The 14758-nt window shown below is 70.0% G+C and carries 13 protein-coding genes and 3 tRNA genes; 5 read left to right on the top strand and 11 right to left on the bottom strand.

The features are described from left to right. Positions 1-157 precede the first annotated feature (157 nt). The 3 genes from BLW84_RS07035 to BLW84_RS07025 all read right to left on the bottom strand — a co-directional run bounded on the left by BLW84_RS07035 (position 158) and on the right by BLW84_RS07025 (position 3180). Positions 158-1273 (bottom strand): cystathionine gamma-lyase, encoded by a 1116-nt coding sequence (locus BLW84_RS07035; protein ID WP_093263067.1) that lies wholly within the window; start codon positions 1271-1273, stop codon positions 158-160. Positions 1274-1409: 136 nt separating this feature from the next. Beyond that, entirely contained in the window at positions 1410-2417 is a 1008-nt protein-coding gene (locus BLW84_RS07030; RefSeq protein ID WP_093262622.1) for an NAD(P)H-dependent glycerol-3-phosphate dehydrogenase, read from the bottom strand. Continuing rightward, entirely contained in the window at positions 2404-3180 is a 777-nt protein-coding gene (locus BLW84_RS07025; protein ID WP_093262621.1) for a lysophospholipid acyltransferase family protein, read from the bottom strand. Before BLW84_RS07025 ends, BLW84_RS07030 begins: the two co-directional genes overlap by 14 nt. 136 nt (positions 3181-3316) lie before the next feature. Here BLW84_RS07025 and cofC point away from each other — a divergent pair, with 136 nt between their 5' ends. The 3 genes from cofC (at position 3317) to BLW84_RS07010 (ending at position 7320) form a co-directional block, all read left to right on the top strand. Continuing rightward, a complete protein-coding gene (gene cofC, locus BLW84_RS07020; protein WP_093263064.1) occupies positions 3317-3937 on the top strand; it encodes a 2-phospho-L-lactate guanylyltransferase in 621 nt (206 codons plus the stop codon). A gap of 114 nt (positions 3938-4051) precedes the next feature. After that, entirely contained in the window at positions 4052-6337 is a 2286-nt protein-coding gene (locus tag BLW84_RS07015; RefSeq protein ID WP_093262620.1) for an RNA degradosome polyphosphate kinase, read from the top strand. A gap of 5 nt (positions 6338-6342) precedes the next feature. Further along, entirely contained in the window at positions 6343-7320 is a 978-nt protein-coding gene (locus BLW84_RS07010; RefSeq protein ID WP_093262619.1) for an NUDIX hydrolase, read from the top strand. Between the two features lie 586 nt (positions 7321-7906). Here the strand turns inward: BLW84_RS07010 and BLW84_RS07005 are convergent. The 3 genes from BLW84_RS07005 to leuC form a co-directional block, all read right to left on the bottom strand. Next, a complete protein-coding gene (locus tag BLW84_RS07005; RefSeq protein WP_093262618.1) occupies positions 7907-8569 on the bottom strand; it encodes an HU family DNA-binding protein in 663 nt (220 codons plus the stop codon). A 232-nt stretch (positions 8570-8801) separates the two neighbouring features. Then, the gene (gene leuD, locus BLW84_RS07000) at positions 8802-9404 is read right to left on the bottom strand and encodes a 3-isopropylmalate dehydratase small subunit (RefSeq protein WP_093262617.1); all 603 of its coding nucleotides are present in this window, start codon (positions 9402-9404) and stop codon (positions 8802-8804) included. A 26-nt stretch (positions 9405-9430) separates the two neighbouring features. Further along, complete coding sequence (leuC, locus tag BLW84_RS06995) at positions 9431-10834, bottom strand: 3-isopropylmalate dehydratase large subunit (RefSeq protein ID WP_093262616.1); 1404 nt, start codon at positions 10832-10834, stop codon at positions 9431-9433. Between the two features lie 88 nt (positions 10835-10922). Between leuC and BLW84_RS06990 the strand changes: the two genes are divergently transcribed. Next, entirely contained in the window at positions 10923-11624 is a 702-nt protein-coding gene (locus BLW84_RS06990; protein ID WP_177226328.1) for an IclR family transcriptional regulator, read from the top strand. Next, positions 11621-11845, top strand: a complete 225-nt coding sequence (locus BLW84_RS46035; RefSeq protein WP_143060879.1) for a hypothetical protein — start codon at positions 11621-11623, stop codon at positions 11843-11845. Before BLW84_RS06990 ends, BLW84_RS46035 begins: the two co-directional genes overlap by 4 nt. A 317-nt stretch (positions 11846-12162) precedes the next feature. Here the strand turns inward: BLW84_RS46035 and BLW84_RS06985 are convergent. From BLW84_RS06985 to BLW84_RS06965, 5 genes are all read right to left on the bottom strand, one after another. Then, positions 12163-12235: transfer RNA gene (locus tag BLW84_RS06985), tRNA-Glu, on the bottom strand. A 105-nt stretch (positions 12236-12340) separates the two neighbouring features. Further along, positions 12341-13042, bottom strand: coding sequence for a DJ-1/PfpI family protein (locus BLW84_RS06980; protein WP_245760992.1), 702 nt, complete (start codon positions 13040-13042; stop codon positions 12341-12343). A gap of 38 nt (positions 13043-13080) precedes the next feature. Then, the gene (locus tag BLW84_RS06975) at positions 13081-14097 is read right to left on the bottom strand and encodes a GlxA family transcriptional regulator (protein ID WP_093262604.1); all 1017 of its coding nucleotides are present in this window, start codon (positions 14095-14097) and stop codon (positions 13081-13083) included. A 482-nt stretch (positions 14098-14579) separates the two neighbouring features. Then, positions 14580-14652: transfer RNA gene (locus BLW84_RS06970), tRNA-Glu, on the bottom strand. A 33-nt stretch (positions 14653-14685) separates the two neighbouring features. After that, positions 14686-14757 (bottom strand) — tRNA-Gln (locus BLW84_RS06965). Position 14758: the final 1 nt, after the last annotated feature.

The raw sequence follows: 14758 nt of genomic DNA, 5'->3' as shown, positions 1-14758 counted from the left end.
TTAGCCCACCTAAGCAACTCGCACCGCCGCGGGTTCTCAGGCTTCTTCTCACGAGGACAGCCCCGACTGGTATTCATCATGCCGGGGATCCCACAGCGAGAAGACGCCTGAGGTTCCGCCACCGGCACCGCCACGCAAGGTGTGACTGGAAAACGCTCTACAGGGCTTGGAGGACGTCGGCGACCAGGTCGGCCGGGTCTTCGCAGCCAGCCGAGAACCGGACGAAGCCCTCCGGCACCGGGTCGCCCCACTGGGCGCGGCGGTCGACCGTGCTGTGCAGGCCGCCGAAGCTCGTCGCCGCCACCACCAGCTCACTGCGCCGGACGAACTCCTCGACCGCCCGCGCATCGGCCAGCTCGAACCGGAACACCCCGCCCCAGCGGCGCATCTGCCGCCGGGCGAGCTCGTGCGACGGGTCGCCGGGCAATCCCGGCCAGCGCAGCCCGGAAACCGCCGGGTGCTCGCGCAGCGCCTCGACGAGCGCCGCCGCGTTCTCGGCCTGCCGCGCCAGGCGCAGGTCCAGCGTGCCCATGCTGCGGTGCGCCAGCCAGGTCTCGAAGGGGCCGGGGATCGAGCCGGAGAGGGTCCGCGCCCGCACCAGCCGCTGCGCCAGTTCCTCGTCGCGGACCGACACGTGCCCCATCAGGATGTCGCTGTGCCCGGACAGGGCCTTGGTGTCGCTGGCCACCACGATGTCCGCGCCCAGCTCCAGCGGCCGCTGCCCGAGCGGCGTCGCCGTCGTGTTGTCCACCGCCAGCAGCGCGCCCACCGCGTGCGCGCGCTCCGCGAGCTCGGCGATGTCGCACACGTCCAGCCCCGGGTTCGACGGGGTTTCCAGCAGCACCAGGCGAACCCCGGCGAAGACGTCGTCGTGCCAGGGACCGGGCGTGTCGATCTCCCGGACGTCCAGCTCCAGTTCGGCGAGCTCGTCGCGGACGAACTGGCGCGTCGCGTAGTACCCGTCGCTGGGCAGGATCAGCGCATCGCCGGGGCGGAGCACCGCGCGCAGCAGCGTGCTGATCGCCGCCATGCCCGACGGCAGCAGAACGCACTGCCCGCCGTCCAGGTCGCCGATGGCCGACTCCAGCGCCCGCCAGGTGGGATTGCCCGCCCGGCCGTAGAAATCGGCGGCCTGGACGTCCTCGCCCAGGTGGAACGGCGCGGCGAAGACCGGGCCCGGCAGCAGCGGCGTCCCGCCGGCCGGCTCCGGGTGCCCGCCGCGCACGCAGCGCGTGCCGTCGCCGAGATCCGATGTGCTCACAAGTTCTCCCATCGCGAGTTCGGTGCCCCCTCGCGGTGTCGGTTCCCGGCGGAAACCGCGGACTCCTTCGAGCGGCTTCCCGCCATCGTGAGCGGTGCTGGCCGCTCCGGCGACCACAGCCCCTCACGACCCCGGGAAGCCGCCCGGGTCATTCCGGTTTGCGCTCGCGGCCGAGCAGCTCGGCGGCCGCGGGTGCGGGCGCGAGGCCCTCGTGGCACACCCGGTGCACCACGTCCGTGATCGGCATCTCGACGCCGTGCCGCGCCGCCAGCTGGCGGATCGACGAGCACGACTTCACGCCCTCGGAAACCTGCCCGTGCGCGGCCTCCTGCGCCTGCGCCAGGGTTTCGCCGCGCCCCAGCCGCTCGCCGAAGGTCCGGTTGCGCGACAGCGGCGACATGGCGGTGGCGACCAGGTCGCCCAGCCCGGCCAGGCCCGCGAACGTCATCGGGTCGGCGCCCAGCGCGGCGCCCAGCCGGGTCGTCTCGGCCAGGCCGCGGGTGATCAGCGAGGACATCGTGTTGTGCCCGAAGCCCAGCCCAGCGGCCATCCCGCAGGCCAGCGCGATCACGTTCTTGCACGCCCCGGCGATCTCGATGCCGACGAGATCCGTGTTGGTGTAGGGCCGGAAGTACGGCGTCGAGCAGGCGTGCTGCAGCGCGACGGCCCGGTCGTGGTCCGGGCAGGCCACCACGGTCGCGGTCGGCTGCTCGGCGGCGATCTCCTTGGCCAGGTTGGGCCCGGAGACGACCGCGACGTGCTCCATCGGCACGTCCGCGACCTCGCCGATCACCTCGCTCATCCGCTTCAGCGTGCTCAGCTCGACGCCCTTGGCCAGGCTCACCAGCGTCGCCTCCGGCGGCAGCAGCGGCTGCCAGCCGGCGAGGTTCTCGCGCAACGTCTGGCTGGGCACCGCGAGCACCACCGCGCCGGCGCCGTGCACCGCCTCGGCGGCGTCATCGGTGGCGCGCAACGTCGACGGCAGCCGGATGTCCGGCAGGTACGCGGCGTTGCAGCGGGTTTCGTTGATCGCCGCGGCGACCTCCGCGCGCCGCGCCCACAGGACGACGTCGTTGCCCGCGTCGGCGAGGACCTTCGCGAACGTGGTGCCCCAGGAACCCGCGCCGAGGACGGTGATCCGCTCAGGCCGCGCCATCGTCGCCCCGGGTCTTGCGGGCGCTGCTGTAGAACTCGGCGGGCGGCTGCTCGCCGCGGATCTCGCCGAGCAGTTCCCGCACCCGGGTCATCGCCAGCTGCGTGACCTCGCGCAGCGCCTGCGTGTCGTGCTCCATGCCGCGGTAGGCGGACAGGTCCAGCGGCTCGCCGAAGGCGATCTCCACGGTCTTGCGCGGGAACGGCCGGAACCGCTTCTTGTAGTGGTCGTAGATGTCGCGGGTGCCCCACCGGGCAGCCGGGATCACCGGGATGTCGTGCGCCAGCGCCAACCGCGCCACCCCGACCTTCGGCGTCATCGGCCAGCCGTCCGGGTCCTTGGTGATGGTGCCGTCGGGGTAGATCACGATCGTCTTGCCGCGCTCCAGCGCGTTGTGCGCGTCCTGCAGGCTCTTCTGCGCGTCGGCGGTGCCGCGGTAGACGGGGATCTGGTCGACACCCACCAGGACGCTCTTGAGCACCGGCACGTTCCAGAGCGTGTTCTTCGCGAGGAACCGCGGCACCCGGCCCGCCCTGTGCACGGTGACGGCGTCGAAGATCGGGTCCAGGTGCGAGACGTGGTTGAACACCAGCAGCGCCGGGCCCTCGGCGGGGATGCGCTCCAGCCCGGTCACCTTGGTGCGGGCCAGCGCGGCGGTCAACGGGTAGAAGACACCGCGGGCGAGGCCGAGCCAGAACTTGCCCATGCCCTGCGCCTTTTCGCTGGTCTGCCTCCGCTGGCGCCGGAGGCTCTTCGGTTCCGCCACGGCATCTCCTTCAACTGGTCGCAAGCGCCCCGACAAGTTACCTGCCGGGCCGGGCCGCCGGACATCCCGCACGGCGGAACCCGAATGCCGCCGGAGCAGTGCCGGTCCGGGGCCGCGCGACGGCAAGATGGCAGACGTGACCGCAGGTTTGTACCTCATAGTGCCGATCAAGCCGCTGCACCTGGCGAAGTCGCGGCTGCTCGGCGCCGCCGGGCGGGGCGCGGCGCACGCCGACCTGGTCACGGCCGTGGCCTTGGACACAGTGACGGCCGCGCGCCGGGCGGCCGGCGTCGCCGGAGTCGTCGTGGTGACCTCCGACCCGACGCTCACCGAGACATTCGCCGCCGAGGGCGTCGAGGTGCTCCCGGACACCCCGGCGGCCGGGCTGAACGCCGCGTTGCGGCACGGCGACGCCCAGTTGCGGCGGCGCGGGATCGCGACGCGGATCGGCGCGCTGCAGGCGGATCTGCCCGCCCTGCGGCCCGCCGAGCTCGCGGCCGCGATCGCCGCCGCCGGTGACGACCGCTCGTTCTGCCCGGACCGGCACGGCACCGGCACCACGCTGCTGCTGGCGGAGCGCGGCGGACCGCTCGCGCCCCTGTTCGGGCCCGGCTCGGCGGACGCGCACGCCGATTCCGGGGCGAAAACGCTCCTGGGTCAGTGGGACTCGCTGCGCTGCGACGTGGACACCGAGGCCGACCTGGCCGCCGCGGCGGCGCTCGGCCTCGGCCCGCACACCGCTCGCCGGGTGTCGTGACCACACCCTCCGAGCGGCCGCGTACGACACGGCGTTAAGGGGCTCGTACGTGAATGTTCATCCACAACCGTGAACATCACACGCACACGTCAGAAGTCGAAGAGAACCGCCCGGATGAGCGACAATGGTCGGGTGAGCACCGACAGCAGCGACCGGATCCCGAAGCAGCCAGCCAAGCGCACCTCCAGCGGCCGGACACGTCGCACGCCTCGCGCGGCCGGCCGCACCGGAAACCCGGTCGCTGCCCAGGCGCCGGCGACCGCCGACACCACCGGCAACGCTCCCGACGGTGCCCGGGTGCCCTCCGCCCCGCCCGCGGTGACCCGCGCGGCCGCGACCACCGACCTGCCCGAAGACCGGTACCTCAACCGCGAACTGTCGTGGCTCGACTTCAACGCGCGGGTGCTGGCGATCGCCGAGGACCAGTCGCAGCCGGTGCTGGAGCGCGCCAAGTTCCTCGCGATCTTCGCGTCCAACCTGGACGAGTTCTACATGGTCCGGGTCGCCGGGCTGAAGCGCCGCGAGGAGACCGGCCTCTCGGTGCGCAGCGCCGATGGGCTCACCCCGCACGAGCAGCTGGTGCGGATCTCCGCCCGCAACCAGGACCTGATGGAGAAGCTGAGCCGGGTCTTCACCGACGAGCTGCTGCCGGAACTGGCGGCGCACGGCGTCCGGATCCTGCGCTGGGCCGAGCTGGAAACCGCCGACCAGGACAGGCTGGCCCGCTACTTCGAGGACCACATCTTCCCGGTGCTCACCCCGTTGGCGGTCGACCCGGCGCACCCGTTCCCCTACATCTCGGGGCTGTCGCTGAACCTCGCGGTCACCGTCGCCGACCCGGACGCCGGGCTGCGCCGCTTCGCGCGGGTCAAGGTGCCGGACAACGTGCCGCGGCTGATCCGCGTCGAAACCGACCGGGAGAACGAGCACGCCACCTTCCTGCCGCTGGAGGAACTCATCGCGGCGCACCTCGGGAAGCTGTTCCCCGGGATGCGGGTCGCCGAGCACCACATCTTCCGCGTCACCCGCAACGCCGACCTGGAGGTCGAGGAGGACCGCGACGAGGACCTCCTGCAGGCCATGGAGCGGGAACTCGCACGCCGTCGCTTCGGGCCGCCGGTGCGGCTGGAAGTGACCGAGACGATGAGCGAGAACATGCTCGAACTCCTGCTGCGCGAGCTGGAGGTCGACCAGCACGACGTGGTGGAGGTCAAGGGACTCCTGGACCTGTCCTGCCTGTTCCAGCTGGACCGGCTGCACCGCCCGGACCTCAAGGCCTCGCCGTTCGTGCCCGCGACGCACCCGGCGTTCGCCGAGGGGCAGACGCCGAAGAGCATCTTCTCCACGCTGCGCGAGGGCGACGTGCTGGTGCACCACCCCTACGACTCGTTCTCCACGTCGGTGCAGCGGTTCATAGAGCAGGCCGCGGCGGATCCGCACGTGCTGGCCATCAAGCAGACCCTGTACCGGACCTCCGGCGACTCCCCCATCGTCAACGCGCTCATCGACGCCGCCGAGGCGGGCAAGCAGGTGGTGGCGCTGGTGGAGCTGAAGGCGCGGTTCGACGAGCAGGCCAACATCCAGTGGGCGCGAACCCTGGAGCGTGCCGGGGTGCACGTCGTCTACGGCCTGGTGGGGTTGAAGACGCACTGCAAGACGGCGCTCGTGGTGCGCCAGGAGGGTTCCACGATCCGCCGCTACTGCCACCTGGGCACCGGCAACTACAACCCGAAGACCGCGCGGATCTACGAGGATCTGGGCCTGCTGACCGCCTCGCCGGAGATCGGCGCGGACCTCACCGACCTGTTCAACGTGCTCACCGGCTACGCCCGGCACGGCCAGTACCGCCGGATCCTGGTGTCGCCGCAGGGCATCCGCAACGGCATCGTGGAGCGCGTCGAGGACGAGATCGAGCGGGCCCGCCAGGGTTTGCCGTGCGGCATCAGGATGAAGGTGAACTCGCTGGTCGACGAGCAGATCATCGACACCCTCTACCGGGCTTCGCTGGCCGGCGTGCCGGTGCGCGTCGTGGTGCGCGGGATCTGCTCGCTGAAGGCCGGCGTGGAGGGCCTCAGCGAGAACATCGAGGTGCGCTCGATCCTGGGCCGCTTCCTGGAGCATTCCCGGGTGTTCCACTTCGTCGGCATCGACGAGCACTGGCTCGGCAGCGCTGACATGATGCACCGGAACCTGGACCGGCGGATCGAGACCCAGGTGCGGGTGACCGACGTGAAGCTCACCCACCAGCTCGACGCGATGCTGGATTCGGCGCTGCACCCGGACACCCGCTGCTGGGTGCTCAATGCGAAGGGCGACTGGGAAGCGTCGCCGCGCAGCGGGGAGCAAGTCCGCGATCACCAGGTGGAAATGCTGCGCATGCACGGTGCGAAGGTGTCCTGAGGAAGATGAGCACGACCGAGAACCAGCCGGTGCCCGGCGGAATCGACGAAGCAACGTCAGCACCGGTCCGGGCGGCCGGTGCCGTGCTCTGGCGCGCGGGCGCCACCGGCACCGAGGTGGCGCTGGTGCACCGGCCCCGTTATGACGACTGGTCGCTGCCGAAGGGCAAGCTCGACCCGGGCGAGCTGCCCGCGCACGCGGCGGTCCGCGAGGTGGCCGAGGAGACCGGGTTTTCCTGCGTGCTGTCGCGATTCCTGACCCGGGTGGACTACTCGGTGCCGGTGGCCGGCGGCGGTCGGGCCCCGAAGGTCGTCGACTACTTCACCGCCCGGGCCGGCGAAGGGGCGTTCGCGCCGAACGACGAAGTGGACGAGCTGCGCTGGCTACCCACTGGCCGCGCGCGTGACCTGCTGAGCTATCCGCACGACGCCGGGGTGCTCGACGCATTCGAGAAGTCGCCCGCCCAATCCGCGACCGTGTTGCTGGTGCGGCACGCGAAAGCAGGCAAAAGGTCCGAATGGGCCGGAGACGACGACCTGCGCCCGCTCACCGAAGCCGGACAGCGGCAGCGCGACGCATTGCATTCGCTGTTGTCGTTGTTCGGCCCCGCCCGCATCTATTCCGCACCGCGACTGCGCTGCGAACAAACGGTGGCGCCGATCGCGGCGGACCTCGGAATCGGGATTGCGACCGAGCCGCTCTTTTCCGAAGAGGGCTATCTCGGCGATCCGGACGCGGCCGCCGACGCGCTCCGCGGGGTGGCCGACGGCCCCGGCACGGCGGTGGTGTGCAGCCAGGGCGGCGTGATCCCGGACCTGGTGGCGCGGCTGGCCGATTCCACCGACCTGCGGCTCGGCGAGGTGGCCAGCCGGAAGGGCAGCGTCTGGACGCTCACGTTCGCCCGGGACCGGTCTTCCGGGAACGGCAGCGCCCCGGCGCTGCGGCTGGCCGCGGCGGACTACCTCGCGGACCCGCTGGCCTGAGAACCGGTCTTACTCCTCTTGCGTGGCAGTGCCAGTGGCGGCACCCCTACGGGAGTTGCGGTCGCCGCCTGGACTCCGGGATCCCCGACTTATGCATGCCCAGTGCACAGCGCTGGGGCCTGGCCTCGCCCAGCAGCCCAGAGGGCGGGCGCAGCCTGAGAACCCGCGGCAGCGCAAGCTGCGAGGTGGGCCAAGCGGCTGCGCCGCTTCAAGAACAAAACCGAGCTGTGCAGGAGGACGGATGCGTCGGCGAACTCGGTGCCGGCGAATGATCCGCCGACGCCCCGGCTCCAACTGACGACCGCGACCGCACCAGCACCGAACCGGCTTGTCCGGCGGTGTGCTGCGCGGGCGCTGTCCGGCGCTGATCGCGCCGTGTGGACGTTGCGCGCCGTCCACGGGTGAATCTGAGCGACCGCCGGCGCCCCGGCGGTCACGGCCTTCTCAAGCGGTTTTCCGGGCATCACCTGACGTCGGGGCGATGACCGGACGACCGGGGAACGCCGTGAGCGGGCGGCTGGTGACCCCTTGCCGGGTCATCTCGCCGCCCGCTCGGTCCACTGTTGCTCGCTGCAGTAGCGAGCAGTCACTTCTTCGTGGACTTGCGCGTGGTCGTCGCCTTCTTGGTCGCCGGACGGGTCGTCTTGGCCGTCGACTTCGTGGCGGCGGCCTTCGCCGTCGTCGCCCGCTTCGCGGCGGGCTTGGCCGGGGTCGCCTTGGCGGCGGCCTTCGCCGGGGCGGCCTTGGCCGTGGTCGCCTTGGTGGCGGTCGCCTTGGTGGCGGCGGCCCGCTTCGGAGCGGCCTTGGTGGCGGTCGCCTTTGCCGTGGTGGCACGGGTCGTGGTCTTCGTCGCGGCGGCACGCGTGGTGGTGGCCTTGGCGCGAGTACCGGCCGGGGCCTTGGCGACGCCGGCGGTCTTCGTGGTGGCACCACGGGTGGTGGCCGCCTTGGCCGCGGAGACGCGCGGCAGTTTCCGCTGTCCGCCCACGACTTCCTTGAACTGGGTGCCGGCGCGGAAGGCGGGGACGTTGGTCTTCTTGACCTTCACGCTCTCACCGGTGCGCGGGTTGCGAGCAGTGCGTGCGGCGCGGGCCCGCTTCTCGAAAACCCCGAAGCCGGTGATGTTGACCTTTTCGCCCTTGTTGACGTTGCGAACGATGATGTCCACAACGCTTTCCACAGCCTGGCTGGCGGTCTTCTTGTCTCCGAGGCGTTCTGCCAGAGCCTCGATGAGTTGGGCCTTGTTCACTTCAGTCCCTCCCAGGACACAACAACGGCCCCGTTGGGCCGACTCAATGTCAACGGTAAAGCCCCGGACAAGCAAATGCCATTCGCCACGCCTCATTTTTTCGTTGGGGCGTGGGCATTCGCGTCCGGGCAACGGGGTCCGCAGAGCTCCTGGAGCAACTGTTCAGTTGTCCCCCGGCGGGCGAGTTTTTCCTTTCACTACAGGAAAAACTCGCCCCCGAAAGGCATCTCTATCAGCCCTGGCGAGCGGGCAGGGTCACCGGTTTGAAGCTCGGCCGGGCCTGCTCAAAAGTGTCGATCGTCTCGGCGTGCCGAAGGGTCAGACCGATGTCGTCGAGCCCTTCCAGCAGCCGCCAGCGCGTGTAGTCGTCGATGCCGAAGGGCACCGTGAGGTCCTTCGCATGCACCGTCCGCTGCTCCAGATCCACCGTCACGGCGGTACCGGGCTCGTTCTCCAGCAGCTTCCACAGCAGCTCCACATCGGACTGCTCGCACTGGGCGGCCAGCAGCCCCTGCTTGCCCGAATTGCCGCGGAAGATGTCCGCGAAACGGCTGGAGATGACCACCCGGAAGCCGTAGTCCTTCAACGCCCACACGGCGTGCTCGCGCGATGACCCGGTGCCGAAGTCGGGCCCGGCGACCAGCACGCTGCCGGCGCGGAAGGGCTCCTGGTTGAGGATGAAGTCCTCGTCCCCGCGCCAGGCGGCGAACAGGGCGTCCTCGAACCCGGTCCGGGAAACCCGCTTGAGGTAGACGGCCGGGATGATCTGGTCGGTGTCCACGTTGGACCGGCGCAGCGGGACGCCGACCCCGGTGTGCGTCTTGAACGGTTCCATCGTCACTGCTCCTGGTGGGATGTGGTTCAGCTCAGGTCTTCGGGGGAGGACAGGGTTCCGCGCACGGCCGTGGCCGCCGCGACCAGCGGGGAGACCAGGTGCGTGCGGCCGCCCTTGCCTTGCCTGCCCTCGAAGTTGCGGTTGGAGGTCGACGCGCTGCGCTCGCCCGGCGTCAGCTGGTCCGGGTTCATGCCCAGGCACATCGAACAACCGGCCGAACGCCATTCCGCCCCGGCCGCGGTGAAAACCTCGTGCAGCCCCTCGGACTCCGCCTGCTTCCGGACCTTCATCGAGCCCGGGACGACGAGCATCCGCACGTCCGCGGCGACCTTGCGGCCCTTGAGAACCTCGGCGGCGGCGCGCAGGTCCTCGATCCGGCCGTTGGTGCACGAACCGAGGAAGACGGTGTCCACGGACACCTCGCGCAGCGGCGTCCCGGGCGTCAAGCCCATGTACGCCAAGGCCTTCTCGGCGGCGAACCGCTCGCCCTCGTCGGCGATCTCCGCCGGGTCCGGCACCCGCTCGCCCAACGGCAGGCCCTGGCCCGGGTTGGTGCCCCAGGTGACGAACGGGGTCAGTTCGTCGGCGTCCAGCGTGACTTCTGCGTCGAATGTGGCGTCGTCGTCGGTGCGCAGTGTCTGCCAGTACTCGACGGCGGCGTCCCAGTCCGCGCCCTCGGGGGCGTGCGGCCGCCCCTTCAGGTAGGCGAAAGTCGTTTCGTCGGGCGCGATCATGCCGGCCCGCGCGCCCGCCTCGATCGACATGTTGCAGACCGTCATGCGGGCTTCCATGGACAGCTTGCGGATCGCCTCGCCGCGGTACTCCAGGACGTAGCCCTGGCCGCCGCCGGTGCCGATCTTCGCGATGACGGCGAGAATCACGTCCTTGCTGGTGACTCCCGGCCGCAGCGTGCCCTCGATGTTGATGGCCATGGTCTTGAACGGCTTCAGCGGCAGGGTCTGGGTGGCCAGCACGTGCTCGACCTCGGAAGTGCCGATGCCGAACGCCAAAGCGCCGAACGCGCCGTGCGTCGAGGTGTGGCTGTCGCCGCAGACCACGGTCGTGCCAGGCTGTGTCAGCCCGAGCTGCGGCCCGACGACGTGCACGATGCCCTGCTCGGCGTCGCCCATCGGGTGCAGCCGGATGCCGAATTCCTCGCAGTTCTTCCGCAAGGTGTCGACCTGGGTGCGCGACACCGGGTCGGCGATCGGGAGGTCGATGCCGGTGGTGGGCACGTTGTGGTCCTCGGTGGCCAGCGTCAGGTCGGGCCGCCGGACGGGCCGCCCGGCCAGCCGGAGCCCTTCGAATGCCTGCGGACTGGTGACCTCGTGCACCAGGTGGAGATCGATGTAGAGCAGGTCTGGCTCGTGCCCTTCACCACGGCGCACGATGTGCGCTTCCCAAACCTTTTCCGCGAGCGTTTTTCCCATCGCTGCTCCCAGTCGAGCCTGCCGAGACCCGGATCGGGCCTCTCCCACAGAGTGGACTTCCCAGATATCGGGAAGCTAGTATCGGTACGTGGGACAGCATAGCGGCATCGGAGTACTGGACAAGGCAGTGGCCGTCCTCCAGGCGGTAGCGGCCGAACCTTGCGGCCTGGCCGAACTGTGCAGCCGCACGGGGCTGCCAAGGGCAACGGCGCACCGCCTGGCGGTGGGTCTGGAGGTCCACCGCCTCCTGCGGAGGGGCTCGGACGGTCGCTGGCGCCCGGGAGCGGCGCTGGCGGAACTAGCGGGCGGAGCGGTGGATCCGCTCCTGGAGGCGGCGGCGACGGTCCTACCGAAGCTCAGAGACGTCACGGGCGAAAGCGTCCAGCTCTACCGGCGGGACGGAATGCAACGCCTGTGCATAGCGGCGGCGGAACCGCCGAGCGGCCTGCGGGACACGGTCCCGGTGGGAACGGCGCTGTCGATGACGGCGGGATCTGGGGCGAAGGTCCTGGCGGCCTGGTCCGACCCGGCGACCCAACGCGCGGTCCTGGCGGAAGCGGTCTACGGGGAGCGAACGCTGATGGAGGTCAGGCGGAGGGGCTGGGCCCAGAGCGTCGCGGAACGGGAGTCGGGAGTGGCGAGCGTCTCCGCGCCGGTCCGGGACACCCAGGGCAACGTCGTGGCGGCCATATCGGTTTCGGGCCCGATCGACCGAATGGGAAGGCGCCCGGGAGCCCGCTGGGCGGCGGACCTGCTGGCTGCGGCGGACGCCCTCCAGAACCGCCTGTGAACGCCGAGCGATGCGGGCTGTCGGCCCGCATCGCCAAAACCCATGCGCCCCACCAGCCGGGCGGCGCGACATCCACCGGCCTAGCGGAGAATCCCGGCAAAGGCGTCCCCGCCTCGGCGAACGCGAAGGTGCCCGCGCAGCACGGTTCCCATCCGCTGTCGGCCCCGAGCAGAACCAACAACGCCCAGCAACAACCGCTGAAAGCCACCGAAGGCCACTGAAGCCACACCCAACTACGCCCCGATGAAATAGAAAGAGGCCGACGAACCGACCCAAGCCAGCCAACCCCGAAGGCCCAAGCGAAGCGCAGGGCCAGCCACCTCCGAAGGCCCGGATAAGGGCAATCCGGCTCCTAAGGCCCAGCTGAGGCTGAGCCATCTGGCTGGTCGGCAACCCAGGCCGGGTACGCCAGAAAAGCGATGGAGCCCACAAAAAAGCAACCCCCGCACCGTGGGGGGCATGGGGGGCTCGGCCCCCCAATCGAAAAACGGAAAGGGCCCCATCTGCGCCTTCCGCAGACAGGGCCCTCCCACCCTTGTAGTCCCGACGGGATTTGAACCCGCGCTACCGCCTTGAGAGGGCGGCGTCCTAGGCCGCTAGACGACGGGACCGCGTAACGAGAAGAACTTTACAGCACCCCGGAATCGCGTCGAACACCCACCCCCCACGCGCGCGTTCCGGCGCCCCGGAGGCGTCGCTTCCGGGGCGTTGACGAGCTACTTCTGCGATTCGGCGATCAGCCGGAGCGCGAGTTCCTTGAGCTCCGGGCTCGCGGTGGCGGCGTTGCCGGAATCGAACGGCGGGTGCGGGTCGTACTCGACGGCGAGCTGGACGCCGCGGGCGATCTCGTCGCCGGCGAGGCGGGCGGCGAGGAAGAGCGCCATGTCGATGCCCGCCGAAACGCCCGCGGCGGTGATGACCTTGCCGACCTGGACGTACCGCTCCGGCACGTACTTCACGCCGAACGTGCTCTCCAGGTAGCCCGCCGAGGCCCAGTAAGTGGTCGCGCGGTCGCGGAGCAGACCGGCCGCGCCGAGGATCAGCGAGCCGGTGCAGACCGACGTGGTCCACGTGGTGCGCCGGTCCACGCGGCGGATCCAGTCGATCAGAACCGGGTTCTCCATCACGGCGACCGTGCCGCGCTCACCGGCGCCCGGGACGAGCAGCACGTCCAGCCGGTCCACCTCGGCGATCGACCGCTCGGCCACGACCGAGACCTGGCGCGTGTCGGTGCGCACCGGGCCGCGGCGCTCGGCGAGCATCGTCACGGTCGCGCCCGGCAGCCGGGACAGCAGCTCGGCGGGGCCGGTGGGGTCCAGCAGGCTGAAGCCGTCGTACAGCAGGATTCCGATCCGCGGGCCGCTGCCTTCCGCAACGGCGGCGCCGGCCGTAATGCCGAACGCGGCGACGGCAGCCATGCCGGCGAGAACTGTCCGGCGGGTCGTTGGTTGACTCCTCATGCCAGAGGAGTCTTGGCGTTTTCCGGTTCGAGCGGACGCGGCATGTCCGCCATCTTGCGAATCTTGTCCCCGGAGACCCCGTAGTGGTCGAGGAAAGCTTGGCGCAGCGTCGTCGCCGACCGGAACCCGCACCGGCGCGCGACAGCGGCCAGCGACAGCTCGCTGGCGCGCACCAGGTGCGCTGCGGCCTCGGTCCGCGCAACCCGCACCGCACGAGCAGGGGTGGTGCCCAGGTGCGTGGCGAACAGCCGGTTGAGGTGCCTGGTGGTGACCCTGGCGCGCGCGGCGAGCGCGGGCGGACTCAGGTCGCCGGCGAGGTTGGCGGTGATGTGCGCAAGCAGGTCCCGCACCAACCGGTTGCTGGGCGGCGGAGCGGCCAGGAAGGTGCTGATCTGCGCCTGATCGGCCGGACGGTGCAGGTAGGTCACGAGTTCGCGAGCAACCTCACGAGCCAAGGTGGGGCCGTGGTCGTCCTCGATCAGAGCAAGCGTGAGGTCCAAGGCACTGGTGACCCCGGCGGACGTGTAAACGTTGCCGTCCCGGATGTACAGCGGAGCGGGATCCACGGTCACGGAAGGAAACTCGGCGGCGAGGGACGCCCCGTACCCCCAGTGCGTGGTGACCCGCCGATCGTCGAGCAACCCGGCGGCGGCGAGGACGAAGGTACCGGTGCAAACGGAAGCGATCCGCCGGCTCCGCTGCGCCAACCGCCGAACCTGCCCCAACAGCTGCTGATCGGTAGCGGCGGCCCGAGTCCCGGCCCCGCCAACGACGAGCAAGGTGTCGATCGCCCCGGTCAAGGAGGCCAAGCGCCGAGCGCCCCCAACAACGATCCCGGAAGAACTACGTGCCCCGGCCCCGGAAACGGTGGCCAACTCGACGACGTAAGGAGGAGAGGCCCCATGAGAGTTGGCAACCTCCAAAGCCCCGCAAGGACAAGCCACATCAAGGATCTGAGCCCCGTCATAAGCAACAACGACAAACCGACGCCCAAGCCCCCCACCAAGCCCCACAAGAAAAAGCTACCCCAACAAAAAGGAACCCAACCCAAAACCCCAAAGCCCCGAACCCCAAAGCAACGGAAGCGCCCCAACCCCAAGAAGAACACCAAAGAGCAACAACCCCAACAAAAGAAGCCCAACAAACCCAAAGCCCAAGAAGCCAAGAAGCCAAGAAGCCAAGAAGCCAACCCAAGCCGAAGCCCAAGCGAAGCACAGGGCGAACCCAAGTCGGCCAAGCGAAGCGCAGGGCGAACCCAAGTCGGCCAAGCGAAGCGCAGGCCCAACGCCGAAGGGCCTGGATAAGGGCAATCCGGCTCCATCGGCCCAGATGAGGATGGCTGGTCGGCAACCCAGGCCGGGTACGCCCGAAAAGGCGATGGAGCCCACAAAAAGCAACCCCCGCACCGTGGGGGGTATGGGGGGCTCGGCCCCCCAATGAAAAAGCGGAAAGGGCCCCGTCTACGCAAAGCGTAGACAGAGCCCTCCCACCCTTGTAGTCCCGACGGGATTTGAACCCGCGCTACCGCCTTGAGAGGGCGGCGTCCTAGGCCGCTAGACGACGGGACCGCGTTGTTGAGTGATCACGATGTGACCAGCTCGCTGGGGTACCAGGACTCGAACCTAGACTAACTGAACCAGAATCAGTCGTGCTGCCAATTACACCATACCCCAT

The sequence above is a fragment of the Saccharopolyspora shandongensis genome, from assembly GCF_900106995.1.
Taxonomy (GTDB): Bacteria; Actinomycetota; Actinomycetes; order Mycobacteriales; family Pseudonocardiaceae; genus Saccharopolyspora; species Saccharopolyspora shandongensis.
This window is presented reverse-complemented; position numbering and strand designations above follow the sequence as displayed.

Excerpts from the sequence above, each read along its gene's own strand:
- BLW84_RS07010 (WP_093262619.1), top strand. The coding sequence starts at position 6,343 with ATGAGCACGACCGAGAACCAGCCGGTGCCCGGCGGAATCGACGAAGCA.
- leuD (WP_093262617.1), bottom strand. The coding sequence starts at position 9,404 with ATGGAACCGTTCAAGACGCACACCGGGGTCGGCGTCCCGCTGCGCCGG.
- BLW84_RS07030 (WP_093262622.1), bottom strand. The coding sequence starts at position 2,417 with ATGGCGCGGCCTGAGCGGATCACCGTCCTCGGCGCGGGTTCCTGGGGC.
- leuC (WP_093262616.1), bottom strand. The coding sequence starts at position 10,834 with ATGGGAAAAACGCTCGCGGAAAAGGTTTGGGAAGCGCACATCGTGCGC.
- BLW84_RS06980 (WP_245760992.1), bottom strand. The coding sequence starts at position 13,042 with ATGGCTGCCGTCGCCGCGTTCGGCATTACGGCCGGCGCCGCCGTTGCG.
- BLW84_RS07015 (WP_093262620.1), top strand. The coding sequence starts at position 4,052 with ATGAGCGACAATGGTCGGGTGAGCACCGACAGCAGCGACCGGATCCCG.
- BLW84_RS07035 (WP_093263067.1), bottom strand. The coding sequence starts at position 1,273 with ATGGGAGAACTTGTGAGCACATCGGATCTCGGCGACGGCACGCGCTGC.